We start from the raw sequence: 23,453 nt of genomic DNA on the forward strand, positions 1-23,453 counted from the left end.
CCACGATGTGATTCGACTCCTGGGGACTGTCGTGGCGTGTTGCCATACCGAGCGTCCCGATCATGGGGATACTCGGCGTGTTCGCCGGCCGCCTGGTCGGGCGAGGGGAGGCATACTGTGGTCGAGGCTGGTCACCACTCCGCGTCGGAGCCGAGCCAGGTCGCCGAGCAGGGTGAGTTGTTCCCGGATGCCTCGTTGCCGGATGAGCTGGTGGGCTACCGCGGCCCGGCCGCGTGCCAGATCGCGGGGATCACCTACCGCCAGCTCGACTATTGGGCGCGCACGAAGCTGGTCGCGCCGAGCATCCGCACGGCGCACGGGTCCGGCTCGCAGCGGCTGTACTCCTTCAAGGACGTCCTCGTCTTGAAGGTGGTCAAGCGGCTGCTGGACACCGGAGTCTCACTGCAGAACATCCGCGTCGCCGTCGAGCACCTGGCCGTGCGCGGGGTCCGCGACCTCGCGAAGGTCACGCTGTTCTCCGACGGGACCACGGTGTACGAGTGCACCTCGCCCGAGGAGATCGTCGATTTACTGCAGGGCGGGCAGGGCGTGTTCGGCATCGCCGTCAGCGGCGCCATGCAGGAGATCAGCGGCACCATCCACGAGTTCCCCGCCGAGCGCGCCGACGGCGGCGTGATCGAGACGATGACGCCCGACGAGCTCACCCAGCGACGCAACGCCCGCCGCACGGGATGATCACGCGCAGGGTAGGCTCTCGGACGTAGTCGCCGACCCCGCGCGGGAGAGTCCGGGTCAGAACACTGAGCCCGGCGCCGAAGGAGCAAGTCCTCCCCGGAACCTCTCAGGCACAAAGGACCGCGTGGGTCAGACGCCTCTGGAAAGTGGATTGCCCGGGTATCTCCGGGTAACCCCGCCGACGGTGCAAGCCCGGCTCAACCTCGGGTGAAACTCTCAGGCGTCCTCGAAGGACACGGACAGAGTGGGGAGGGCCAACCGGCCCTTTCCCCGCCGTCCGGAGGTCGCAATGGCCCGTCTCTCGTTGTCCGACCTGGAACAGGGAACCCCGTTCGCGGACCGGCACATCGGGCCCCGCCCCGAAGAACTGGCCCGCATCCTCGAAGTCATCGGCGTCGGCTCGCTCGACGACCTCGCCGAGCGCGCGGTGCCTGCTTCCTTGCGTGACCCTGCGCCCGAGATGGACCTTCCGGCGCCCGCCACCGAAGCCCAGGCCTTGGCCGAACTGCGCGCGCTGGCCGCGTCCAACCGGCCCATGATCCAGATGATCGGGCTCGGCTACCACGACACGATCACCCCGCCGGTCATCCGCCGCAACGTGCTGGAGAGCCCGGCCTGGTACACGGCCTACACGCCGTACCAGCCGGAGATCTCGCAAGGCCGTCTCGAGGCGCTGCTCAACTTCCAGACCATGGTCGCCGACCTGACCGGCCTGCCGATCGCGAACGCGTCGATGCTCGACGAGGCGACCGCCGCCGCCGAGGCGATGACGCTGGTCCGCCGCGCGGGCAAGGCGAAGTCGGCACGCTTCGTGGTCGACGAGGACACGCTGCCGCAGACCATCGAGGTCGTGCGCACCCGCGCCGAGCCGCTCGGCATCGAAATCGTGCTCGCCGACCTGTCGCAGGGGATCCAGGGGCTGGGTCTCGGCGGCGACTTCTTCGGCATCCTACTGTCGTACCCGGGCGCTTCGGGCGCGGTCCGTGACCACGAGCGGGTCATCGAGGAGGCGCACGCCTGCGGCGCCTCGGTCGTCGTCGCGGCCGACCCGCTCGCGCTGACGCTGCTCCGCCCGCCCGGCGAGATCGGCGCGGACGTCGTCATCGGGTCGACACAGCGGTTCGGCGTGCCGATGGGCTTCGGTGGTCCGCACGCGGCGTATATGGCTGTGCGCAAGGGTTTCGAGCGGCAGCTGCCCGGCCGTCTGGTCGGTGTCTCGGTCGACGCCGACGGCGCGCCCGCCTACCGGCTCGCGCTGCAGACGCGGGAGCAGCACATCCGCCGCGAGAAGGCGACGTCGAACATCTGCACCGCGCAGGTGCTGCTCGCGGTGATCGCGTCGATGTACGCGGTGTACCACGGGCCCGAGGGCCTGCGGACGATCGCGCTGCGCGCGCACCGGATGGCGACCGTGCTCGCCGGCGGGCTCACCGAGTCCGGGATCGAGGTGCTGCACGGGGAATTCTTCGACACCGTGACCGCCGTCGTGCCGGGGCGGGCTTCGGCGATCGTCGGGACGGCGCGGGAGCTGGGCGTCAACTTGCGGCTCGTCGACGGCGATCACGTCGGCATCGCCTGCGACGAGACCACGACCCGTGAGCATCTTTCGCTGGTGTGGAAGGCTTTCGGGGTCGCGGTGTCCGATGTGGACGCTCTCGACGCCGACACCGCCGACGGCCTGCATCCGGAACTCGCGCGGACGTCGCCGTTCCTGACGCACCCGGTGTTCAGCACGCACCGGTCCGAGACGGCGCTGCTGCGGTACCTTCGCACGTTGTCGGACAAGGACGTCGCGCTCGACCGGAGCATGATCCCGCTGGGCTCGTGCACGATGAAGCTCAACGCGGCGGCCGAGATGGAACCCATCACCTGGCCGGAGTTCGCGGGCCTGCACCCGTTCGCGCCCGCCGAGGATGCCAGCGGGTTGCTTCGCATTGTGTCCGATTTGGAGAGTTGGCTCGCCCGGATCACCGGCTATGACGCGGTTTCGCTGCAGCCCAACGCGGGCAGCCAGGGCGAGTTCGCCGGGCTGCTGGCGATCCGCGCGTATCACCGTTCGCGTGGGCAGAGCGCGCGTGACGTGTGCCTGATCCCGTCGAGCGCGCACGGCACCAACGCGGCGAGCGCGGTCATGGCGGGCATGCGCGTCGCGGTCGTGCGCTGTGACGACCAGGGCAACATCGACCTGGATCACCTGAAGACCTCGGTCGCGGAGCACGCGGACGACCTCGCCGCGATCATGATCACCTACCCGTCGACCCATGGTGTGTACGAGGACACCGTGCGCGAGGTGTGCGGGCTGGTGCACGACGCGGGCGGTCAGGTCTATGTGGACGGTGCGAACCTCAACGCGCTGATCGGCCTCGCCCAGTACGGGAAGTTCGGCTCCGACGTCTCGCATTTGAACCTGCACAAGACCTTCTGCATCCCGCACGGCGGCGGCGGGCCGGGCGTCGGCCCGATCGGCGTCCGCGCGCACCTGGCGCCGTTCCTGCCGAACCACCCGCTGCAGCCGCTGGCCGGTCCGGCCACCGGGGTCGGCCCGATCAGCGCGGCGCCGTGGGGCAGCGCGTCGATCCTGCCGATCTCGTGGGCCTACGTCCGCATGATGGGCGCCGACGGCCTCCGCCGCGCGACGCTGACGGCGGTGGCGGGCGCCAACTACATCGCGCGGCGGCTGAACGAGCACTTCCCCGTGCTGTACTCGGGCCACGACGGCCTCGTCGCGCACGAGTGCATCCTCGACCTGCGCGCGATCACCAAGCAGACCGGCGTCACGGTCGACGACGTCGCCAAGCGCCTCGCCGACTACGGCCTGCACGCGCCCACGATGTCGTTCCCGGTCGCGGGCACGCTCATGGTCGAGCCGACCGAGAGCGAGGACCTCGCGGAGCTGGATCGCTTCTGCGAAGCCATGATCTCCATCCGCCGCGAGATCGACCACGTCGCCGCGGGCACCTGGCCGCTCGAAGACAGCCCCCTGCGCAACGCCCCCCACACCGCCCGCTGCGTCTCCGGCGAGTGGGACCGCGCCTACTCCCGCGAGGTCGCGGTCTTCCCGGCCGGTCTCACCGCGACCAAGATCTGGCCCCCGGTCCGCCGCATCGACGGCGCCTCCGGCGACCGCAACCTCATCTGCTCCTGCCCACCCCTCGAAGCCTTCGCCGACTAACAGGCTCGTGAGTGTTTAGGCCGGTTAGAACCGGCCATACCACTCACGACCCCGGTCACCGCAACGGCAAACACGCGTACGCGAGCGGCAAACATGCGTGCGCGAGGGGCAAACACGCGAGGGCGAGTCTTTGCTGCTCGCGTACGCATGTTTGCGTTCCCCGTACGCATGTTTGCGCTTCCTGGGTGGGTGAAGGGTGCCCACGCGGCCAGGGGTGGTCGCGGTAGGGGCTCGTGAGCGTTGCGGGCGGTTCTAACCGCCCGCAACGCTCACGACCCCCAGGTTCCCCCAGCGCAGGGGTCGTGAGTGGTATGGCCGGTTAGAACCGGCCGGAACACTCACGACCTTGGTCAGGCAGGGACTTTGTCGAGGAAGCCGCCGACGGCGCTGATGCGGCCGTCGGTCACCACGACCACGTCGAAGCCGATGACCAGGGGCTCGGGCGCGTCGGGAGCGCCGAGGTGCCACTGGAAGCGGGCCAGGTTGTGGTGCGCGTCCGGCTCGGCTGGCAGGGTGAAGACGAGGCCGGGGAACTGGGCCTGGGCACCCGCGATGAAGGTGTCGATGCCGTCGTGGCCGCGGACCGCGCCGAGTGGGTCGGTGTAGGAGGCGTCCTCGGTGAACGTGTCCGCGATGAGGGCGCGGCGGCGGGCCGGGTCGGTCTCGTTCCAGACGGCGAGGTAGCGGTCGGCGATGTCGGACATGGTGTGAACCCCTTTCGTTCGGTGTGTTGGCACAACCTTGTCCGGGAGACCCGCCGCCCGTCGATTACGCCGGAGGTAATGGCGGGCGCACCGCGAACTGTCGTAGCGTCGCGGTCGTGACCACAGCGACGCGTCAACGGCCCGTCGGCCAGCTGCTGCGTGAATGGCGGGATCGCCGCCGCATCAGCCAGCTCGACCTGGCCATCGAAGCGGAGATTTCCACCAGGCACCTGAGTTTCGTCGAGACCGGGCGTTCGCAGCCGAGCCGCGAGATGGTGCTCAAGCTCGGCGAGCACCTCGACGTGCCGCTGCGCGAGCGCAACCAGCTCCTGCTCGCCGCGGGCTACGCGCCCGCCTACGCGGAGACCGGGCTCGCCGACCCCGAGATGGCCGCCGCCCGCCAAGCCGTGCGCCAGCTGCTCACCAGCCATGAGCCGTACCCCGCCGCGGTGGTCGACCGGCACTGGAACCTCGTCGAGGCCAACACCAGCATCGGGATCATGGTCGAGAACGTCGACCCGTCGCTGCTCACCAACGTCCTGCGCGCGACGCTGCATCCGGACGGGATGGCGCCGCACATCGTCAACCTGGGGGAGTGGCGGGCACACCTGCTGGGACGGCTCCGCAGGCAGGTCGCGCAGACCGCCGACCCGGTGCTCACGGAGCTGCTCGACGAGCTGCGCGGCTATCCGTGCGACCAGCCGGTGCCCGATGTCGAGATCCCGGCGCCCGGCGACATCATCATCCCGCTGCGGATGCGCCACCACGGCACCGAACTGACCTTCTTCTCCACGGTCGCGACCTTCGGCACACCGCTGGACATCACACTGGCCGAGTTGGTGATCGAATCCTTCTTCCCGGCCGACACGCCGACGGCTGAGTATCTGCGGCGGGGATGGCAGGATACGCGGGGGTAGAGGAATCCGACGTGAGGACGCCACGCCATGGCCGACGTGCCCACCATCCGCCTCAACAACGACGTCAAGATCCCCCAGCTCGGGTTCGGTGTCTGGCAGGTGCCCGCCGACGGCACGGCCAAGGTCGTCACCACCGCGCTGGAAGCCGGCTACCGCAGCATCGATACCGCCGCGATGTACCAGAACGAGGCGGGTGTCGGCGAGGCGATCCGCGCCTCGGGCATCCCGCGTGAGGAACTGTTCGTCACCACCAAACTGTGGAACGCCCACCACGGCTACGACAAGGCGCTCAAGGCGTTCGACACGAGCCTGGCCGCGCTCGGGCTCGAGCAGATCGACCTGTACCTGATCCACTGGCCGCTGCCCCGGCGCGGCAGCGCGGGGGAGACCTACCGCGCGCTCGAGGCGATCCACCGCGACGGCCGGGCCCGCGCCATCGGCGTCTCGAACTTCACCGCCGCGCACCTGCGGTCGCTGTTCGAGGAGACGGAGATCGTGCCCGCGGTCAACCAGGTCGAGCTGCACCCCGCGCTGCAGCAGGTGCCGCTGCGTGAGTTCCACGCCGAGCACGGGATCGTCACCGAGGCCTGGAGCCCGCTCGCGAAAGGCTCACTGCTGGGCGAAAAGACCATCACGGCGCTCTCGTCCAAGTACGGCAAAAGCCCCGCGCAGATCGTGCTGCGCTGGCACCTTCAGCTCGGGAACGTGGCCATCCCGAAGTCGGTCACCCCGTCACGGATCGCGGAGAACATCGACGTCTTCGACTTCGAGCTGGCCGACGACGACATGCTGGTCATCGCGGAGCTGGACGACGGCACCCGGACCGGGCCCGATCCGGACACCTTCGACTACGCCTGACGGGCCTCAGGTTCCCTTGATACCGGCGCCGGCGAAGTCCTTCTGCTGATCCGGCTGCTTGAGGAAGTCGCGGAAGGCCTGCGCGGCGCGCTTCTGGGTGTCGTCGACGGTGCTGTCGCCCAGGCCGACGTACGGGTAGTCCGCCGACATCGCGTTGGCGACCGACAGCGGCGGCGCGCTGACCAGTTCCGGCTTCTTGGACTGCAGCTCGCCCGCCCAGAACGAGGACTCGGGGACCCAGGCGGTGGGCAGCCCGCCGATCTTGTCCATCGGCGCCTCACCGGTGAGCGAGGCGAGCACGTCCGAGGACTTGAACGCGTAGACGTCGACGTGGACGCAGTGGTCGCGGACGACCGTCTTGGCCTTGTTCCACTTCGCGGCGGCGAGCGAGACGGGCTTCTCGATCGACTGCGTGGTGATCACGCGGATGTTGGAGTTACCGGCGTCACAGCTGACCGCCTGCGCCTCGGCGCGGCTGTTGGACATGCTGTCCAGCCAGTTCCAGCCCGCGACACCGAGGCCGGCCAGCAGGACGAACACGAGGCAGGCGATGGGCCACTTGGCCATCCGGCGGCGCGGCGCCTTCTTGCCGACGATGCGGTGGGAGCCGGTGCTCTCCCCGCTACCGGCCTGAGCACGACGGGCGGGCGGGTCGAGGGGGTGAGGCAGCGGTTCCTCGGCCAGGGTGTGACGCCCCATCGTTGTCCTTTCGCTACCGGTACGTGCGCTCCGTAGGCGCAATCAAAACGTTATCACTCTAACAGGTGTATTCAAGGGGCAAAATGCGGTGACGCACAGTTTTAGCATGCGGTGTCAACAAGCCTGCCGTGTGACTTTTCTTTAGCTCAGGTAACGATAGGCGCGGCGTGACAGGCCCCTCACGCTGCGGGGTCGCCAAACGGCAGAATTCAGAAAAGAATGGTCAACTCTCCGCAGATTTCGGAAATTCTTTCGCGCAAAGGCGCCGCCCGGCGTGCGAATTCCGCCTGCTTACGGGCGTATTCACGCCGTCCGTCCGGAGTCTCGATACGGACCGGTGGGTACCCGTGGTCCGCCAGGTCGTACGGACTGGCACGCATGTCCAATTCCCGGATTTCCGCCGCCAGCGCGAAACAGTCGCCGAGCAGCTCCGCCGGGACGAACGGATCGAGCTTCGCCGCCCACTTGTAGAGATCCATGTTGGCGTGCAGGCAGCCGGGCTGCTCGAAGTCCGCTTGAGTCTCCCTGGTGGGCTGCAGCTCGTTGCGCGGGCGCGCCTCCGGTGTGAAGAACCGGAACGCGTCGAAATGCCCGCAGCGCACGCCCATCGACTCGACCACCTCGTCGGTGCCGGGTGAGCCGAGTCTCAGCGGCAACTGGGCATGGCGGATCTCACTCGCGGGCTGCCGGTAGACCATCGCCCACTCGTGCAGCCCGAAACAGCTCAGCCGCGGCGCGCGCGACGCGGTCGCCTTCAGCAGCGCGCCGATGTAGGTCACCGTCCGCTGCGACGCGGCGGACGGGTCGGCCGTGATCCCGCCGGGCACCTCGCGGTAGCCCTTGCGATCGAGGAACCGCCGCGCTTGCGCGCCTTCCAGCACCACGCCGAGCCCTGGGCTCCACCGCTCCAAATGGGACGGTTTGTGCGAGTAGTAGGTGAACAGGAAGTCCAGCACCGGGTGCTTTTCCTGCCTCGCGCGCCGCTGCGTGTGCGGCACCGTCCAGTGCCGCATCCGCTCGGCGTGCGCCTCCTCGCGGGCTCGCCACTCGGGTTCGGTCAGCACGTTCATGCCCGCACGTGCGTCCCATCGCGCACCGTGCCGACGTACTCCTCGACCAGATCTTCCAGCGCCACAACGCCGATCGCCTTCCCGTCGGCGTCGAGCGCGCGGGCGAGGTGACTGCCTTCCTTGCGCATCGCCGACAGCGCGACGTCGAGCCGAGCGTCGGCGCGCAGCTCGGTGAGCGCCCGGGTCTTCGTCGCCGGGATGGTGCTCGACGGGTCTTCGCCCGCCTGGTCGAGCACGTCCTTCACGTGGAGATAGCCGATCAGCTCACCGGTTTCGGCACGCAGCGGGAACCGCGAGAAGCCGGTCGAGGACACGATCGCCTCGACGTCGCCCAGCGTCGGCATGCTCGGCAGCGTCTTCAGCTCCGACGTCGGCACCAGCACGTCGGCGACGGTCTTGCGCACCGACGACAGCGTCTGGGTCAGGCGCTGGTGCTCGGACTGCTCCAGCAGGCCCTCGCGGCGCGACTCACTGAGCAGCTCCGCCAGTTCCGCTGAGGTGTAAGCGGTTTCGAGCTCGTCCTTGGGGTCCACTTTGACCAGCCGCAGCGCCGAGTTGGCGATGAAGTTCAGCAGCCAGATGAACGGGTTCGCCAGCTTGACCCATGCCACGTGCAGCGGCACCAGCCACAGCGCGAGCCGCTCGGGCTCGGCGATCGCGAGGTTCTTCGGCACCATCTCGCCGATCAGCACGTGCGCGATGGTGATGAACGCCAGCGCGATCGCGAACGAGATCGCGTGCCGCAGCACCTCGGGCACGCCGAACAGGTCGAAGAACAGCGCCAGCCGGTGCGCGATCGCCGGTTCGCCGAGCCTGCCCAGCAGCAGCGAGCAGATGGTGATGCCCAGCTGCGCGCCCGCCAGCATCAGCGAGACGTTCTTCGACGCGTTGATGACCGTGCGCGCGCGGGTCTTTCCCTGCTCCAGCAACGCTTCCAGCCGGTCGCGGCGCGAGGAGATGAGGCTGAACTCGGCGCCGACGAAGAACGCGTTCGCCAGCAGCAGCACGACCACGAGGAAGATCGAGAACCAGTCGCTCATCGGACCAGCTCCTGCTCGGCCTGGGTGAGTTCGAGTGAGCGCACGTTGACCTCGGCGATGCGCAGGCGGTCCATGGTGGTCACCGTGAGCCGCCAGCCGTCCACATCGGTCCACTCGCCCTCGGCCGGGATCTTGCCGAGGCGTTCGAGGATGAGCCCGGCGATGGTCTCGTAGTCACCGTCCGGCATGCGGAAGCCGGTGACGTCGGTCACCTCGTCGGCGCGCAGCTGCCCGGACACCATCCAGCTGTCGGCGCCGAGTCGTTGCGCCGCCGGGGTTTCGCGCCCGTCGTGCTCGTCGCGGACGTCGCCGATGATCTCCTCGACGACGTCCTCGAGCGTGACCAGTCCCGCCGTGCCGCCGTACTCGTCGACGACGATGGCGAGCTGGAAACGCGAGTCGCGCAGGCGGTTGAGCAGCGAGTCGCCCGGCAGTGATTCGGGGACCGTCGGCACCGGGCGCATGACCGAGCCGACGCGAACCGTGTCGCGCTCGGGGCCCGCGACGGTGAACGCCTGCTTGATGTGGACCGCGCCCTGCACGTCGTCGAGATCCTCGGAGTAGACAGGGAAACGGGAGAACCCGGTTTCGCGGGACAGCGCGATGAGCTCGTTGATGGACTGGTCGACCGTCAGCGATTCGAGCTGGACGCGCGGGGTCATGAGCTCTTCCGCGGTCCGCTCGCCGAAGCGCAGCGACTTGTCGAGCAGCTCCGCGGTCGACGTGTCGAGCGTGCCGCTTTCCGCGCTGGAGCGCACGATCGAGCCGAGCTCCTGCGGCGAGCGGGCCGAGCGCAGTTCCTCCTGCGGCTCGACACCGAACTTGCGCACCAGGAAGTTCGCGCTGTTGTTCATGATCGTGATCAGCCAGCGGAACAGCGCCGAGAACCGCGAGTGGTACCCGGCGACCGCGCGGGCGGTCTGCAGCGGGCGCGCGATCGCGAGGTTCTTCGGGATCATCTCGCCGAGCAGCATCGACAGCGAGGTCGCGAGCAGCAGCGCCACCGCGAGCGAGATTCCGGACGCGACCGCGTCGGACAGGCCGATCCCGGTCAGCAGCGGCCGCAGCAGCTCGCCGATCAGCGGTTCCGCCAGGTATCCGGTGATCAGCGTGGTGAGCGTGATCGCCACCTGCGCGCCGGAGAGCTGGAACGAAAGGCTCTGATGGGCCTTCTGCACGGTGATCGCCCGCTTGTCGCCGACCTGGCGGACGTTCGCGTCCACGGTCGAGCGCTCGAGCGCGGTCAGCGAGAACTCAGCGGCGACGGCGAGGCCGGTGCCGATGGTCAGCAGCAGGAAGAAGAAGACGCCCAGAACGGCGAGAAGGACGTCCATCATCGTCGCCCGCCGGGGGGAAAGCCGGGTTCGCCACCCGGCTCGATACTGTCACCAGGTGACTGCGCGTCGCGCACGAAAAGAGTCACTCCTCGAGAAGATGTTTGCGGCGAGCTCAATCTTACCGGGTGACCAGCGCTTCTACGCGCGGTATGGCGTTCGTCCCAATAACGCGACCAGCCGGGTGGGCGCGTCGGCGTGGCGCGAGACGGCCACCGGCGGGTCGAAAATGCCGAGGCCCTGCCACGCGTCGAGCTGCGGGCGAACGACTTCCAGCAGCTCGGCGGCCACAAACGGGTCGATCGGGTTCGGCCGCCCGATGGCGGTCGCGAGGTCCCAGGCGTGCACCGCGAGATCGATGGTCATCTGCCAGCCGTAGTCCGAGCACTCGATCAGCCCGCTCGACACCTGCACGTTGCGCGTCAGCACCCCCGGCTCGTGGAACGCCTCGCGCGCGGCCGCGGCCGCCTGCTCCCAGGTCTTGAGAGGATCGTCGCCGAGCACGTCGCCGTCGAACCGGTCACCGACGTCGTCCATGGTCGCGCCCGCGAGCAGGTGCGGCACCCAGAGCTGCTCGGCGGTCAGGTGGTTGACCAGGTCGCGCACGGTCCACTCACGGCACGGGGTCGGCGAGTGCCAGGCCTCGGCGCCGACGCCGCGCAGCACCCGGTCGAACGAGTCCATGGCGGCGCTGTGCGCTTCGAGAAGGGCCACCAGGACAGTTCACCACGATCGGGGTGGCTATGCCGGGCGGACCTGCGCGCTCACCCGGTGCCTTCGCACCGATTCCTCGACGAGGTCGAGCACCGGGCCCAGGTTGTCGGCGGGCAGACCCATGGCCAGATGCGAGACCAGGCCTTCGAGCACGAGCTCCAGGAAACTGGTCAGCACGGCGACGTCGACGTCATCGCGCAGGTTGCCAGCCTCGCGCTGGCGGAGCAGGCGCTGGCGGGTGGCGGCGGTGAGCTGCTGCGACCGCTCGGCCCACCGCGCCCGGAACTCGGGATCGGTCCGCAGCCGCCGCGACACCTCCAGCCGCGTGCCCAGCCAGTCGGCCGGGTGGTCGCTGCCCTCGGCGAGCAGGTCGCGCATGACCTGCACGAGGCCCTGTTCGGCGACGACGTCGGCCATCCGGACGGCGTCGTCCTCGGCGAGCGCGAGGAACAGCGACTCCTTGTCGCGGAAGTGGTGGAAGATCGCGCCGCGCGAAAGACCGGTCGCCTCTTCGAGCCTGCGCACGGTGGCGCCCTCGTACCCGAAGCGGGCGAAACACACCCGGGAGCCATCGAGGATCTGGCGGCGTCGTGCGTCGAGGTGATCCTGGCTCACTCGTGGCATCCTTAGTTCTTAACACCGCGAGCCCCGACTTAGCAATCCGTACGTACGGTTTGTTGCACTCCGTCGAACGCGCGAACGCCGCTTCCCACCCTTCAGCGTCGGGGAAGCGGCGTTCGTTACGCCCGGGGTCGTGAGTGTTCAGACCGGTTAGAACCGGCCGCAACACTCACGACCCCCAAGCCCCGGGCTAGGGAATGGTGAGCACGGGCGCGGTCTCGGGGGAGGCCGCGGTCTGGACGCGGTTGTCCTCCGCGAGCTGCCAGCCGGTGACCCTGGGCGGGATGCGGTCCATCGACCAGGCGCTCAGCAGCAGCGCGACCTTGGACTGCATCTCGGTGCGCAGGCGCTGGAACGAGTCGGCCGGGTCGGCGCCGACCTCACCGAGCAGGAGCCACCAGGCCCAGGCCGCCGCGCCCGCGTTGGCGACGAAGTCGGGGATCACCGGGATGCCGCGGGCCGTGAGCATGCCCTCCGCCTCGGGGGTCGTCGCCGCGTTGGCGGCTTCGACGACCACGCGGGCCGCCACCGAACCCTGGTTGCCCGGGGTGATCGCGTACGAGATCGCCGCCGGGACGAACAGGTCGGCCTCGATCGACAGGACCGCGTCGCGGGGGAGCAGCGACACCCCGGCGGGCACCTGGGACCGGTCGATCTCGCCGAAGCCGTCGCGCAGCTCGAGCAGCGCCGGGATGTCTAGGCCGTCCGGGTGATAAAGGGTGCCGGCCGCGTCGGCCACGGCGATCACCTTCATGCCGGCCTCATGCAGGTAGAAGGCCGCTCCGCCGCCCATGGTGCCGATGCCCTGGATCGCGACCGTCGTCGCCGCGCACTCCTGCTCCCACGCCGCCGAGACACCGAGGCAGGCCTGTGCCACGCCGTAGCCGCCGACGACGTCACCGAGCAGGAGACCGCCGGGGACGGGGGCGTTGAGCCCGGCCTGGACCCGGCGGAGCGTGCGGGCGGGATCGGCCGACCGGCTGATCGCCGCGTGATACGACTGCTCGAGGCCGAGGCGGGCGAACACGTCGTCGATGAGGTGCTGGGGGACGCCGAGGTCCTCCGCGGTCACCCAGTGCGCGTCGAGCCAGGGCCGGAAGAAGGCGCAGAACCGCTCCAGCACCTCGACGGCGCGGGGGTCCTTCGGGTCGAAGTCGATGCCGCCCTTGGCGCCGCCGACCGGGAGGTTGAACGTCGCGGTCTTGTTCGCCATGCCGCGGGCCAGGTCCTCCACCTCGCTCAGCGTGCAGCCTGCGCGCATCCGCGTCCCGCCGGTCGCCACCCCGGACACCAGTGAATGGATGACCAGGTAGCCGTGCGCGCCGGTGACCGGGTCGATCCACGTGGTCCTGGCCAGCGGCTCGGAGTCCTGCCTTCTCAACATCTCCACCCTTCGTCGCGTTTCCCGCCTGCCACCAGCGTGCGGGGGGCGCGGCGCGCGCGTCCAGTTAACGAAAGTGCACGAAGTTGTTTAGGGTTTCTGCATGGAGCTTTCGTTGCACCGCTTGCGGATGCTCCGGGAGCTGCACCGCAGGGGCACGGTCACGGCGGCCGCCGCGGCGTTGCACTACACGGCTTCCGCGGTGTCCCAGCAGCTCGCCCAGCTCGAGCGCGACGTCGGGGCGAAGCTGTTCGAACGGCTCGGCAGGCGTGTCCAGCTGACCGAGCTCGGCAGGCTGCTGACCGAGCACGCCGAGGAGATCCTCGGTTCGGTCGAACGGGCGACCCACGCGCTGGAAGAGGCGCAGGAGCCGCTCACGGTCAAGCTGACCGCGGGCGTCTGGGCCTCGGTGGCGTCGGGGCTGCTGCCGTCGGCGCTGACGACCTTGGCCGGTGAACATCCCGGGATCCAGGTCCGCACCAGGGAACTCGCGCCGGAGGACACCGCCGACGCCGTCCGCGACGGCACGCTGGACCTGTCGTTCGTGCTCGACTACAGCGACGCGCCGACCCGCTGGGATCCCGGGCTGGAACGGGTCATGATCGCGGTCGAGCGGCTGCACGCCGCCGTGCCGATCGGGTCGGTGCCGTCCGGGGCCGCCGCGCTGGCCGACCTCGCCGAGCATCCGTGGATCCTCGCCAGCCCGAAGAGTCACTTCGGCAAGGCCGTGCGGGTCGCCTGCGCGCGCCACGGGTTCGAGCCGAAGATCAACCACGAGGTCGAGGAGCAGTTCACCGCGATGGCCATGGTGGCTTCGGGCCTCGGCGTCACGCTCGTGTCCGATCTCGGGCTGACGCTGCGCCCTCCGGGTATAGATGTGGTGCCGCTGACGACGCCGCTGCTGCGCACCGTCTCCATCGCCTACCGCACGAAGGCCTCGCGCCGCCCCGCGTTGAACCTGGTCATCGAGGCCGTGCGCGGCGCGGCCGCCGAGCTCGGCCTGGCCGTCTAGTTCTTACGGTCCGCGGACCCGTGCGGGCACCCGCGAGCCGAGTGCTGCGAATTGTCGTACCCCGCGTGTAGCGTCCGAAGGAGGTTTCCCACTCAGCGGATGGCGGTGAAATGAACATGACGGCGGTACGTGAATTCCCGGAGAAGTCCGGGAGTGCGGTGAACCGCACGGCCAGGGTGCTCGCGGACAGAGCCGCGGGCGAGGCTTATGTCGCTTCGGTCTGTTTCAAGCACGGGCCACCGAAGCTGCTCGGCGTCGAACTTGAGTACACGGTGCACTACGCGGACGACCCACGAAGACCTTTGAGCCCGGACGACCTGGCGGCCGCGCTCGGTCCGCACACCCCCAGGACGCTCCGCCCCGAAAGCCCCGCCGTCCCCTTGCCGGGTGGCTCGCCGATGAGCCTCGAACCCGGCCTGCAGGTAGAGATCTCCGCCCAGCCCCAGCCTTCGCTGAGCGCGCTGGCCGAGGTGGTCTCCACGGACCTGGCCCGACTATCCGAACTTCTCGCCCGACGCGGCCTGCGCCTGGGCGAAACGGGCATAGACGCCCATAGGCCGCCCGTCCGCCGCCTGCGCACCGACCGGTACGAGGCCATGGAGCGCCGTTTCGCCCCGATCGGCACCGGCGGCATCACGATGATGGCGGCCACCGCCGGTCTGCAGATCTGCGTCGACGCGGGTGAGGAAGCCCAGCTGGCCAAGCGCTGGGCGGCCGTGCACGCGCTCGGCCCGCCGCTGCTGGCCCTGTTCGCGAACTCCCGCGTGCACGCGGGGGCCGACACCGGCCACGCCTCGGCGCGCTGGCTCGCGGTGATGAACACCGAGCCGGTGCGCACCCAGACCACGGGGTCGCTGTCCACAACGGACCCGCCGTCGGCCTGGGCGAAAAGGCTGCTCGACACGCCGCTCATGGTGCTGCCCAGGGAAAACGCGCCCTGGGACGCGCCGGACGGGTTGAGCTTCGCCGACTGGATCGACGGCCGCGGCGCCGGCCGCCTGCTGCCGAAGCCGACCGAGGCCGATCTGGCGTACCACCTGAGCACGATGTTCACCCCCGTCCGTCCACAGGGGTATCTCGAGGTCCGCTATCTCGACGCGCAACCCGGTGACGGCTGGCTGGCGCCGGTCGCGCTGTTCACCGCGCTGCTGGCCGACGAGTCCACAGTGGACGCCGTGCTCGACCTGTGCGCGCCGGTGCTCGACCAGTGGGAAAGCGCCGCGAGGTTCGGCCTCGCGGACGCCGGAATCGCCGCGGTGGCAAGGAAAGTGGCCGATCTGGGCTGCGCCTCGCTGAGCCGCACCGACCTTCCGCGACCGGTGATCGCCGAGATCGCCGACGCCGTGCAGAAACGCGCCGGCGCTTAGGAGACTTCCCGAAATGACCACAGCAGAACAGAACCCGCTCCGCGAACTGTCCCCGCAGGACCTGCGCGCGCACGCCGCCGAGGCGCTCACGCGCGCCAGGGCCCGCAGCCTCGTGCTGACGGACGTCGACGACGAGACCCTGACCACGCAGCACTCGAAACTGATGTCCCCGCTGGTGTGGGACCTCGCGCACATCGGCAGCCAGGAAGAGCTCTGGCTGGTCCGCGACGTCGGCGGCCGAGAGCCGGTGCGCGGCGACCTCGACGAGATCTACGACGCGTTCCTGCACGCGCGCGCGGACAGGCCGTCGCTGCCGATGCTCGGCCCGGAGGACGCGCGCGGCTACGTGCGCGAGGTGCGCGAGAAGTCGTTGGAAATACTGGAAAAAGTGCCGCTGAGTGGCCGAAGGCTGCTGGCGGACGCGTTCGCGTTCGGCATGATCACCCAGCACGAGCAGCAGCACGACGAGACCATGCTCGCCACCCATCAGCTGCGCCAGGGCGACCCGGTGCTGCACGCGCCGAACCCGCCGAAATCCGCCGGGCCGCTGCCCTCGGAGGTACTGGTGCCCGGCGGGCCGTTCCAGATGGGCACCTCGGCCGAGCCGTGGGCGCTGGACAACGAACGCCCCGCGCACGAAACCGTGGTCGAGGCCTTCTTCATCGACACCACCCCGGTCACGAACGGCGCGTACACCGAGTTCCTGGACTCGGGCGGCTACGACGACCCGCAGTGGTGGAGCGAGCCCGGCTGGGCGTATCGCCAGGACAACGGCATCGTCGCGCCCCGGTTCTGGAAGCGTGAGATCGACGGCTGGTGGCGCACCCGGTTCGGCGTCTACGAGCGGGTGCCCGCCGCAGAGCCGGTCGTGCACGTGTCGTTCTACGAGGCCGAGGCCTACGCGAAGTGGGCGGGCAGGCGGCTGCCGACCGAGCCCGAGTGGGAGAAGGCCGCCAGGTTCGATCCGGCCAGTGGCCGGTCGCGCCGGTTCCCGTGGGGCGACGACGAGCCCCGCGAGGAGCACGCCAACCTCGGCCAGCGTCACCTGCGCCCAGCCGAGGTCGGTGCGTACCCGGCCGGTGCGTCGCCGCTGGGCGTGCACCAGCTGATCGGGGACGTCTGGGAGTGGACCAGCAGCGACTTCCACGGCTACCCGGGCTTCGCGGCGTTCCCGTACCGGGAGTACTCGGAAGTGTTCTTCGGGCCGGAATACAAGGTGCTGCGCGGTGGTTCCTTCGGTACGGACGCGGCGGCGATCCGGGGCACCTTCCGCAACTGGGACTACCCGATCCGGCGGCAGATCTTCTCCGGCTTCCGGTGCGCCAGGGATGCCGGACCGGGGGAGATCGACTGAGCTATGTGCAGGCATTTGGGGTACCTCGGGCCGCCCTGCGCGCCGGGTGAAACGATCTTCACGGCGCCGCACTCGCTGCTGCGCCAGTCGTACGCGCCCGCGGACATGCGCGGCGGCGGCACGGTCAACGCCGACGGTTTCGGGCTCGGCTGGTACGGCGCGTCCGGTGAGACGCTGCGGTACCGGCGGGTCAGTCCACTGTGGGCGGACGAGTCGCTGCCCCCGCTCGCGGGGTCTCTGCGCACCGGCGCTTTCGTCGCGGCCGTGCGCAACGGCACCACCGGGATGCCGGTGACCGAGGCCGCGTGCAGCCCGTTCACCGACGGCAGGTGGCTGTTCAGCCACAATGGACTCGTCACCGGCTGGCCTGGCTCGATGGCCCCGCTGGCGGAGAAACTGCCGGTCACGGACCTGTTCACGGTCGAAGCGCCGACCGATTCGGCGCTGCTGTGGACTTTGCTGCGTGAGCGGCTGCGTGACGGCGCCGATCCGCTCGAAGCGGTCACCGGGCTCGTGCTCGCCGTCGAAGCGGCGGCGCCGGGATCCCGGCTGAACTTCCTGCTCACCGATGGGGAGCAGCTCATCGCCACCGCCTGGACGCATTCGCTGTCCCTGCTGCGGCAAGGCGACGCCGTGTACGTCGCCTCCGAGCCGTTCGACGGGAATCCCGGCTGGACCCCGGTACCCGAGGGACACGCCGTGCGCGCTGACCGCGCGACGGCCAAGATGATCCAGATCGGCCAAGAACCAGATCGGAGTGCTCGACCCTGATGACCGAAGCCGACCTCGAAGTGCACCACAGTGCCGAGTCCGCGGCGGGCGCGTTACGCGCCGACGTCCGCGAAGGACTGACGGCCACCCAGAAGTGGTTGCCCGCCAAGTGGTTCTACGACGCCCGCGGCAGTGAGCTGTTCGAAGCGATCACCGCGCTGCCCGAGTACTACCCGACCAGGGCCGAACGGGAGATCCTGCGCCGCGAGGCCGGTGAGATCGCCCGGCTCACCTCCGCGCACACGCTGGTCGAGCTGGGCTCCGGCTCCAGCGAGAAGACCCGGCTGCTGCTCGACGCGCTGACCGCGCACGGCACGCTCGAAAGCTTCGTCCCGCTGGACGTCTCGGCGTCCGCGCTCGCCGAAGCCACCACCGCCATCGCGGCCGACTACCCGAAGCTCGACGTGCGCGGGGTCGTCGGCGACTTCACCCAGCACCTGGACCTGCTGCCGGGCGAGCAGCCCCGGGTGGTCGCCTTCCTCGGCGGCACGCTCGGCAACTTCCTCCCGGCCGAGCGCGCGAAGTTCCTCAGCTCCGTGCGCGAGGTGCTGGCGCCGGGGGAGTGGCTGCTGCTCGGCACCGACCTCGTCAAGGACCCCGCGACACTCGAACGCGCCTACGACGACGCGGCCGGGGTCACCGCCGACTTCAACCGCAACGTCCTGCGCGTGATCAACGCCCAGCTCGGCGCCGACTTCGACCCGGACGCCTTCGCACACGAGTCGTTCTGGGACACCGAGGCCGAGTGGATCGAGATGCGCCTGCGCGCCCGCGAGGCCGTCACCGTGCGCGTGCCCGGCGCCGACCTCGAAGTCCCCTTCGCGGCGGGCGAGTACATCCGCACGGAGATCTCGGCCAAGTTCCGGCGCGCCGGCGTCGAGGCCGAGCTGGCGGCGGCCGGGTTCGACCTCGACCACTGGTGGACCGACGGCGAGGAGCGGTTCGGCCTGAGCCTGGCTCGCTCGATCGGCTGACAAGACCGGGATAAAGCGGGCTTTACGCCACCCCGGGATAAAGCCCGCTTTATCCCGGGGTGAGGGTGTGACCCGGCGTGGGCGCTGAGGCCTGGGCGGGGAAGGATGAGGCGGTGCGTAACCCTCTTGTGGCAGTGGCACGGGCGCTGGGGACCAGGCCGTGGCTGATGAGCCTGGCCCCGGGGATCATCTGGGCCGACCAGAAGCTGCACCGGGCCTCGTCCGGCCGCTTCAGCCTGGTGGCCATGGCCGGGCTGCCGTCGCTGCGGCTGACCACCACCGGCCGCAAGTCCGGCCTGGCCAGGAGCAACAACCTGCTGTACTTCCCCGACGGCGACGGGTTCGTGCTCACCGGGTCGAACTGGGGAAAGCCGAGCGACCCGGCGTGGACGTTCAACCTGCGGGCCAAGCCCGAGGCGACGATCGCGATCAAGGGCCGCGAGATCGCGGTCGTCGCGCGCGAGCTGCTCGACGACGAGTACGACGTGATGTGGCGGCGGCTGCTCGACTTCTGGCCGGGTTACGCCATGGAGCGTACGGCCGCGGGCAGGCGGTTACCGATTTTCTCACTCTCCCGGTCCATTTGACGGGTTTGCTCCATCCTTTCGGCCGGTGACGGCGGTCACCTGACTGTGGAAAGGTCGGGACCCGTGACTCACCGTGACACGCGGTGACTTGTGGGAGGAGAAGTCTTGCCGAGATCCACGAGGAAGCCGGTGCGGGTCTTCGCACTGGTGGGGGCGCTGGTAGCCGGGACGGTGCTGGCGGGAGCGACGACGGCCGGAGCCACGGAGGACGGCGGGAAGGTCTTCCCCGCGCCCGTCGGCGCCACGCCGCCGGTGAAGTGGGGAATTCCCTGCCCGGCGGGCACGCTCAGCGGTGTCCCGGCCGACAAGCTGAAGGAATACAGCTGCGGCAGCTACCGCATGCCGATCGACCACGACAACGCGTACCTGGGCACCATCGACATCGGCCTGCTCAAGCACTCGGCGAACACCCCGGACAAGAAGATCGGGTCGCTGTTCCTCAACCCGGGCGGTCCCGGTGGCCCCGGCCGCCGGATGGCCATCTCGGGCACGCGGTTCCTGCAGCCGTCGGTCGTCGACAAGTTCGACCTGATCGGCTTCGACCCGCGCGGCGTCGGCATCAGCAACCCGCTGAAGTGCTTCACCACGCAGGAGGACGCCGACGAGGTGTTCAACGCGCAGATCGCCGTGCCGCTCAGCCGCGCGGAGATCTCCGGAACGCTCGCCGCGTACCGCGACTACGGCCAGTTCTGCAAGAACAACGCCGGCGCGCTGCTTAACCACATGTCCACGAAGGACGTGGTGCGTGACCTCGACGTGCTGCGTGCCGCGGTCGGCGACCAGAAGCTCACCTATGTCGGCTTCTCGTACGGCACCCTGATCGGGTCGACCTACGCCGCGATGTTCCCGAAGCAGTCCCGCGCGATCGTGATCGACGGCAACGTCGACCCGCAGCTGCGCACCTCGGACGGCGTCCAGTACGACCGCGAGCGGGCCACCGGCTTCGAGATCGCGCTCGACGCGTTCCTCAAGCGCTGCCAGCAGGTCGGCAAGGACTGCGCGTTCAGCGCGGGCCAGCCGCGGGAGAAGTTCGACCAGCTCCGCACCTACCTGCGGTCGAAGCCGATCACCGGGCCCGACGGCAAGCCCTACGACATCAACAAGTTCACCGGCGCCGTGTCGGGCGCGCTGTACGACCCCGCCGCGTTCAGCGGGCTCGCCTCCGACCTGCAGCTGTTCTACAACACCGCGTTCCCGCCCGCCGGCGCGCAGGCGCAGTCGTTCGCGGCCGCGGAGCTGAAGGTGCTGAACAGCGGCGCCACCGGCCGTCACGACGGGCGCGGCGACTCGCCGTACACCGGTGACGACTCGTACTTCGGCGTGAACTGCTCGGACAAGCAGTTCAAGGGCGTGAAGCAGGAGAGCGTTCCCGCGATCGCCGCGAAGTGGGAGCAGGAGTCGCCCACCTTCGGCCGCTACCAGGCGTTCTCGGACACCGCCGGCTGCCCGGTGTGGCCGGTCAAGAAGCCGGACGTCTACCGCGGCCCGTGGCGGGTCGAGACCGACACCCCGGTGCTGGTCATCGGCAACTACTACGACCCGGCGACGCAGTACAAGTTCGCGCAGCGGATGGCCGGCGAGCTGGGCAACGCCCGCCTCCTGACCGTCGACGCGTTCGGGCACTGCATCCTCGGTGACGCGCTCGGCGTGGACAAGGCCACCGCCGAGTACCTGGTCGACCTCAAGGTGCCCGCCGCGGGCCAGGTCTTCCAGCCGAACGTCCAGCCGTTCACCTCGGCCGCGGCGGCCGCAGGCCAGAGCTAGTCCGCTCGGCCCGGGATAAAGCCCGCTTTATCCCGGGCCCAGCGTTGTGGGGTCGTGAGCGTTGCCGACGGTTAGAACCGTCGGGAACACTCACGACCCCTTTGGTTTAAGGTGACGGTGAATCATTCACCGATGGTGGGGGTTGTGCGTGTCGCGCTTCCTTCGCGCCCGCTGGGCGATCGTGGCCGCGGTCGTCGTGCTCGCGGGTGTCGTGGTCGCCTTGGAGTGGCCTCGAAGCTCGGAATCCCTTGCAGAGTCCGAAATCTCCGTTTCGCGATCTTCGTGTGGCGAGGGCTGGAACGCCAAGCCGGGTCCGCAGACGCTCCAGGTGCGCAACGCGGGCGCGGTGACGGCCGAGGTCGAGCTGATCGATCCGGACACCGGAATGGTGTACGGCGAAATCGACGGGCTCGGCGCCGGGACGATCCGGGCTTTACCGGTCGATTTGGGCAATGGTGAGTACGCTTTCCGGTGCCTGCCCGAAGGTGACGCGCCCTTCGTGGGGCCGAAGGCGCGTGTTTCGGGCGGTTCCGACCGCCGGGGACCGGCCGTTGTCCCGGTGACCAACGCCGATCTGCTCGGGCCGGTCAAGGCTTATCACGAGTATGTCCAAAACGGACTCGGAGCGCTTTCGGAGCAGACTGCCGCGCTGAAAGCCGCGCTGCTGAGCGGAAATCGGACCGCGAGCCAGGCCGCCTGGCTGACCGCGCACCTGACCTACGAGCGGCTCGGAGCCGCGTACGACGCGTTCGGCGACGCGGACGCGGCGATCAACGAGACCGGGTTCCATGGGCTTGAAGCCGGGCTGTGGCGTGGTGATGATCCGGTCAAGCTCGCGGGAGTCGCCGAGCAGCTCGAAACCGACGTGCATGGATTGCGCGAATCGTTCGCCAGCGCCCAAATCGACCAAAACGATCTTGGGTTGCGGGCGCATGAAATCATGGAGAACTCACTGCAGTTCGAGCTGACCGGCAAGACCGACGCGGGCAGCGGGACTAACCTGGCGACCGTTCTGGCCAATGTGGACGGGACCAGCGCCGTGCTCGAAGTGCTGCGGCCGGTGCTGACGCCGCGTTTCCCCGGTCTCTCCACAGTGGACAAGTGGATGAACCGGACACGGACGGCGGTTTCGGCCGCGCGGCGGCCCGACGGCTCCTGGACGCCGCTCGCGGGGCTGGATCCGGCGCTGCGGCAGAAGATCAACGGCTCGGTCGCCGAGCTGACCGAGCAGCTCGCGCCGATCGCCGCGATCGCCGAACCGAGGAGGGTGTCGTGAACCTGGCACGCCGCACCTTCCTGCGTGGCGCGGTCGCGGGCGTCGGCATCGCCGGGCTGTCCGCCAGTGCCCACGCCCAGCCCGCGTTCCACGGCCCGCGGCAGCAGGCGATCCTGCGCGAGCCGGCCCGCCAGAGCGTCGTCGTGGCGTTCGACGTGATCGCCGAGAACCGGGCCGAGCTGACGGACCTGCTGCGGGCCATCACCGACCGGGCCAGGTTGCTGGTCGCGGGCGGCGCGCCCGCCGCGCTGGGGATCACCGCGCCACCGTCGGACTCGGGGGTGCTCGGGCCCGAGGTGCCGCGCGGCGACCTGGGCGTGGTGCTCGGCGTCGGCGCGTCGCTGTTCGACGACCGGTTCGGGCTCGCCGCGCGCAAGCCGGCCAAGCTCAAGCCGATGCCCGCGTTCCCCGATGACGCGCTCGACGAGAAGCAGTGCCACGGCGACCTCAGCCTGGTGCTCACCGCCGAGCATGCCGACACCGTGCTGCACGCGTTGCGCGACCTCGCGCGCGCCACCCGGGGCGGGATGCAGGTGCGCTGGAAGCTGACCGGGTTCAGCTCGCCAGCCAGGCCCGACGGCGCCCCGCGTAACCTGCTCGGCTTCAAGGACGGCACGGTCAACCCCGCAGAGTCCGAAATGGACCGTCTGGTGTGGACGCCGGACGGCGGCAGCTACCAGGTGATCCGGCTGATCAGGATGCTCGTCGAGTTCTGGGACCGGGTCTCGCTGCCGGAGCAGGAGAACATGATCGGCAGGCGGCGCGACACCGGCGCCCCGCTCGACGGCGCGCGCGAGACCGACGTGCCGCGATTCGGCGACGACCCGGTCGGCACGGTGATCCCGCTGACCAGCCACATCCGCCTCGCGAACCCGCGCACCGAGGATACCGACGGCAGCAGGCTGCTGCGGCGCGGGTTCAACTACGACCGCGGGGTCGACGCGAACGGCAACCTCGACATGGGGCTGATCTTCACCTGTTATCAGCGTGACCTCGAAGCCCAGTTCGAGACCGTGCAGAAGCGGCTCGACGGCGAGCCGCTGACCGACTACATCTCGCCGTTCGGCGGCGGGTACTTCTACGCGCTTCCGGGTGTCACCGGCACCGACGACTACTACGGCCGCGCCTCGCTGGCCCTTTAG

21 protein-coding genes and 2 riboswitches are annotated in these 23,453 nt (G+C 69.6%); of the genes, 13 read left to right on the forward strand and 8 right to left on the reverse strand.

What is annotated here, in order from left to right:
* Positions 1-117: 117 nt before the first annotated feature.
* Both BLV57_RS03140 and gcvP read left to right on the forward strand, forming a co-directional pair.
* The gene (locus BLV57_RS03140; RefSeq protein WP_091286327.1) at positions 118-696 is read left to right on the forward strand and encodes a MerR family transcriptional regulator; all 579 of its coding nucleotides are present in this window, start codon (positions 118-120) and stop codon (positions 694-696) included.
* Positions 697-729: 33 nt separating this feature from the next.
* A riboswitch (glycine riboswitch) is annotated at positions 730-829 on the forward strand.
* Positions 830-949, forward strand: a riboswitch (glycine riboswitch).
* Between the two features lie 36 nt (positions 950-985).
* On the forward strand, positions 986-3,868 hold the full coding sequence (gcvP, locus tag BLV57_RS03145; RefSeq protein ID WP_091286329.1) for an aminomethyl-transferring glycine dehydrogenase: 2,883 nt from the start codon (positions 986-988) through the stop codon (positions 3,866-3,868).
* Between the two features lie 350 nt (positions 3,869-4,218).
* Here the strand turns inward: gcvP and BLV57_RS03150 are convergent, their stop codons facing one another.
* On the reverse strand, positions 4,219-4,572 hold the full coding sequence (locus tag BLV57_RS03150) for a nuclear transport factor 2 family protein (protein WP_091286331.1): 354 nt from the start codon (positions 4,570-4,572) through the stop codon (positions 4,219-4,221).
* 116 nt (positions 4,573-4,688) lie between these two features.
* On the opposite strand from BLV57_RS03150, the gene BLV57_RS03155 reads away from it, so the two are divergent.
* Both BLV57_RS03155 and BLV57_RS03160 read left to right on the forward strand, forming a co-directional pair.
* Positions 4,689-5,489 carry a helix-turn-helix domain-containing protein gene (locus BLV57_RS03155; protein ID WP_091286334.1) on the forward strand — a complete coding sequence of 267 codons (801 nt, stop codon included), beginning with the start codon at positions 4,689-4,691 and terminating at the stop codon, positions 5,487-5,489.
* 27 nt (positions 5,490-5,516) lie between these two features.
* Positions 5,517-6,347: an aldo/keto reductase gene (locus tag BLV57_RS03160; RefSeq protein WP_091286335.1), complete on the forward strand. Its 831-nt coding sequence runs from the start codon at positions 5,517-5,519 to the stop codon at positions 6,345-6,347.
* A 6-nt stretch (positions 6,348-6,353) separates the two neighbouring features.
* Here the strand turns inward: BLV57_RS03160 and BLV57_RS03165 are convergent, their stop codons facing one another.
* From BLV57_RS03165 to BLV57_RS03195, 7 genes are all read right to left on the reverse strand, one after another.
* Positions 6,354-7,046, reverse strand: coding sequence for a hypothetical protein (locus tag BLV57_RS03165; protein WP_245757126.1), 693 nt, complete (start codon positions 7,044-7,046; stop codon positions 6,354-6,356).
* Positions 7,047-7,255: 209 nt separating this feature from the next.
* Positions 7,256-8,116 carry a 3-methyladenine DNA glycosylase gene (locus BLV57_RS03170; RefSeq protein ID WP_091286339.1) on the reverse strand — a complete coding sequence of 287 codons (861 nt, stop codon included), beginning with the start codon at positions 8,114-8,116 and terminating at the stop codon, positions 7,256-7,258.
* Positions 8,113-9,156, reverse strand: a complete 1,044-nt coding sequence (locus BLV57_RS03175; RefSeq protein ID WP_091286341.1) for a hemolysin family protein — start codon at positions 9,154-9,156, stop codon at positions 8,113-8,115. Before BLV57_RS03175 ends, BLV57_RS03170 begins: the two co-directional genes overlap by 4 nt.
* Entirely contained in the window at positions 9,153-10,493 is a 1,341-nt protein-coding gene (locus BLV57_RS03180; RefSeq protein WP_091286344.1) for a hemolysin family protein, read from the reverse strand. The genes BLV57_RS03175 and BLV57_RS03180 overlap by 4 nt, the downstream gene beginning before the upstream one ends.
* Before the next feature lie 138 nt (positions 10,494-10,631).
* Positions 10,632-11,204 carry a TIGR03086 family metal-binding protein gene (locus BLV57_RS03185; RefSeq protein ID WP_091286347.1) on the reverse strand — a complete coding sequence of 191 codons (573 nt, stop codon included), beginning with the start codon at positions 11,202-11,204 and terminating at the stop codon, positions 10,632-10,634.
* Positions 11,205-11,231: 27 nt separating this feature from the next.
* Positions 11,232-11,828, reverse strand: coding sequence for a TetR/AcrR family transcriptional regulator (locus tag BLV57_RS03190; RefSeq protein ID WP_091286350.1), 597 nt, complete (start codon positions 11,826-11,828; stop codon positions 11,232-11,234).
* Between the two features lie 187 nt (positions 11,829-12,015).
* On the reverse strand, positions 12,016-13,209 hold the full coding sequence (locus BLV57_RS03195) for a Glu/Leu/Phe/Val dehydrogenase dimerization domain-containing protein (RefSeq protein ID WP_091286353.1): 1,194 nt from the start codon (positions 13,207-13,209) through the stop codon (positions 12,016-12,018).
* Between the two features lie 100 nt (positions 13,210-13,309).
* Here BLV57_RS03195 and BLV57_RS03200 point away from each other — a divergent pair, with 100 nt between their 5' ends.
* The 9 genes from BLV57_RS03200 to BLV57_RS03240 all read left to right on the forward strand — a co-directional run bounded on the left by BLV57_RS03200 (position 13,310) and on the right by BLV57_RS03240 (position 23,453).
* Complete coding sequence (locus BLV57_RS03200) at positions 13,310-14,218, forward strand: LysR family transcriptional regulator (RefSeq protein ID WP_091286355.1); 909 nt, start codon at positions 13,310-13,312, stop codon at positions 14,216-14,218.
* 116 nt (positions 14,219-14,334) lie between these two features.
* Positions 14,335-15,585, forward strand: a complete 1,251-nt coding sequence (locus tag BLV57_RS03205; RefSeq protein WP_091287841.1) for a glutamate-cysteine ligase family protein — start codon at positions 14,335-14,337, stop codon at positions 15,583-15,585.
* Between the two features lie 13 nt (positions 15,586-15,598).
* Positions 15,599-16,939: an ergothioneine biosynthesis protein EgtB gene (egtB, locus tag BLV57_RS03210; protein WP_091286359.1), complete on the forward strand. Its 1,341-nt coding sequence runs from the start codon at positions 15,599-15,601 to the stop codon at positions 16,937-16,939.
* 3 nt (positions 16,940-16,942) lie between these two features.
* Positions 16,943-17,710: an ergothioneine biosynthesis protein EgtC gene (gene egtC / locus BLV57_RS03215; protein ID WP_091286361.1), complete on the forward strand. Its 768-nt coding sequence runs from the start codon at positions 16,943-16,945 to the stop codon at positions 17,708-17,710.
* Positions 17,710-18,684: an L-histidine N(alpha)-methyltransferase gene (gene egtD / locus BLV57_RS03220; protein ID WP_091286364.1), complete on the forward strand. Its 975-nt coding sequence runs from the start codon at positions 17,710-17,712 to the stop codon at positions 18,682-18,684. The genes egtC and egtD overlap by 1 nt, the downstream gene beginning before the upstream one ends.
* Before the next feature lie 113 nt (positions 18,685-18,797).
* On the forward strand, positions 18,798-19,271 hold the full coding sequence (locus BLV57_RS03225; RefSeq protein ID WP_245757128.1) for a nitroreductase family deazaflavin-dependent oxidoreductase: 474 nt from the start codon (positions 18,798-18,800) through the stop codon (positions 19,269-19,271).
* 129 nt (positions 19,272-19,400) lie between these two features.
* Positions 19,401-21,035 carry an alpha/beta hydrolase gene (locus BLV57_RS03230; protein WP_091286367.1) on the forward strand — a complete coding sequence of 545 codons (1,635 nt, stop codon included), beginning with the start codon at positions 19,401-19,403 and terminating at the stop codon, positions 21,033-21,035.
* Between the two features lie 148 nt (positions 21,036-21,183).
* Positions 21,184-22,311 (forward strand): EfeM/EfeO family lipoprotein, encoded by a 1,128-nt coding sequence (locus tag BLV57_RS03235; RefSeq protein WP_245757129.1) that lies wholly within the window; start codon positions 21,184-21,186, stop codon positions 22,309-22,311.
* Positions 22,308-23,453: a Dyp-type peroxidase gene (locus BLV57_RS03240; RefSeq protein WP_091286370.1), complete on the forward strand. Its 1,146-nt coding sequence runs from the start codon at positions 22,308-22,310 to the stop codon at positions 23,451-23,453. The genes BLV57_RS03235 and BLV57_RS03240 overlap by 4 nt, the downstream gene beginning before the upstream one ends.

Source organism: Amycolatopsis xylanica (assembly GCF_900107045.1).
Lineage (GTDB): Bacteria > Actinomycetota > Actinomycetes > Mycobacteriales > Pseudonocardiaceae > Amycolatopsis > Amycolatopsis xylanica.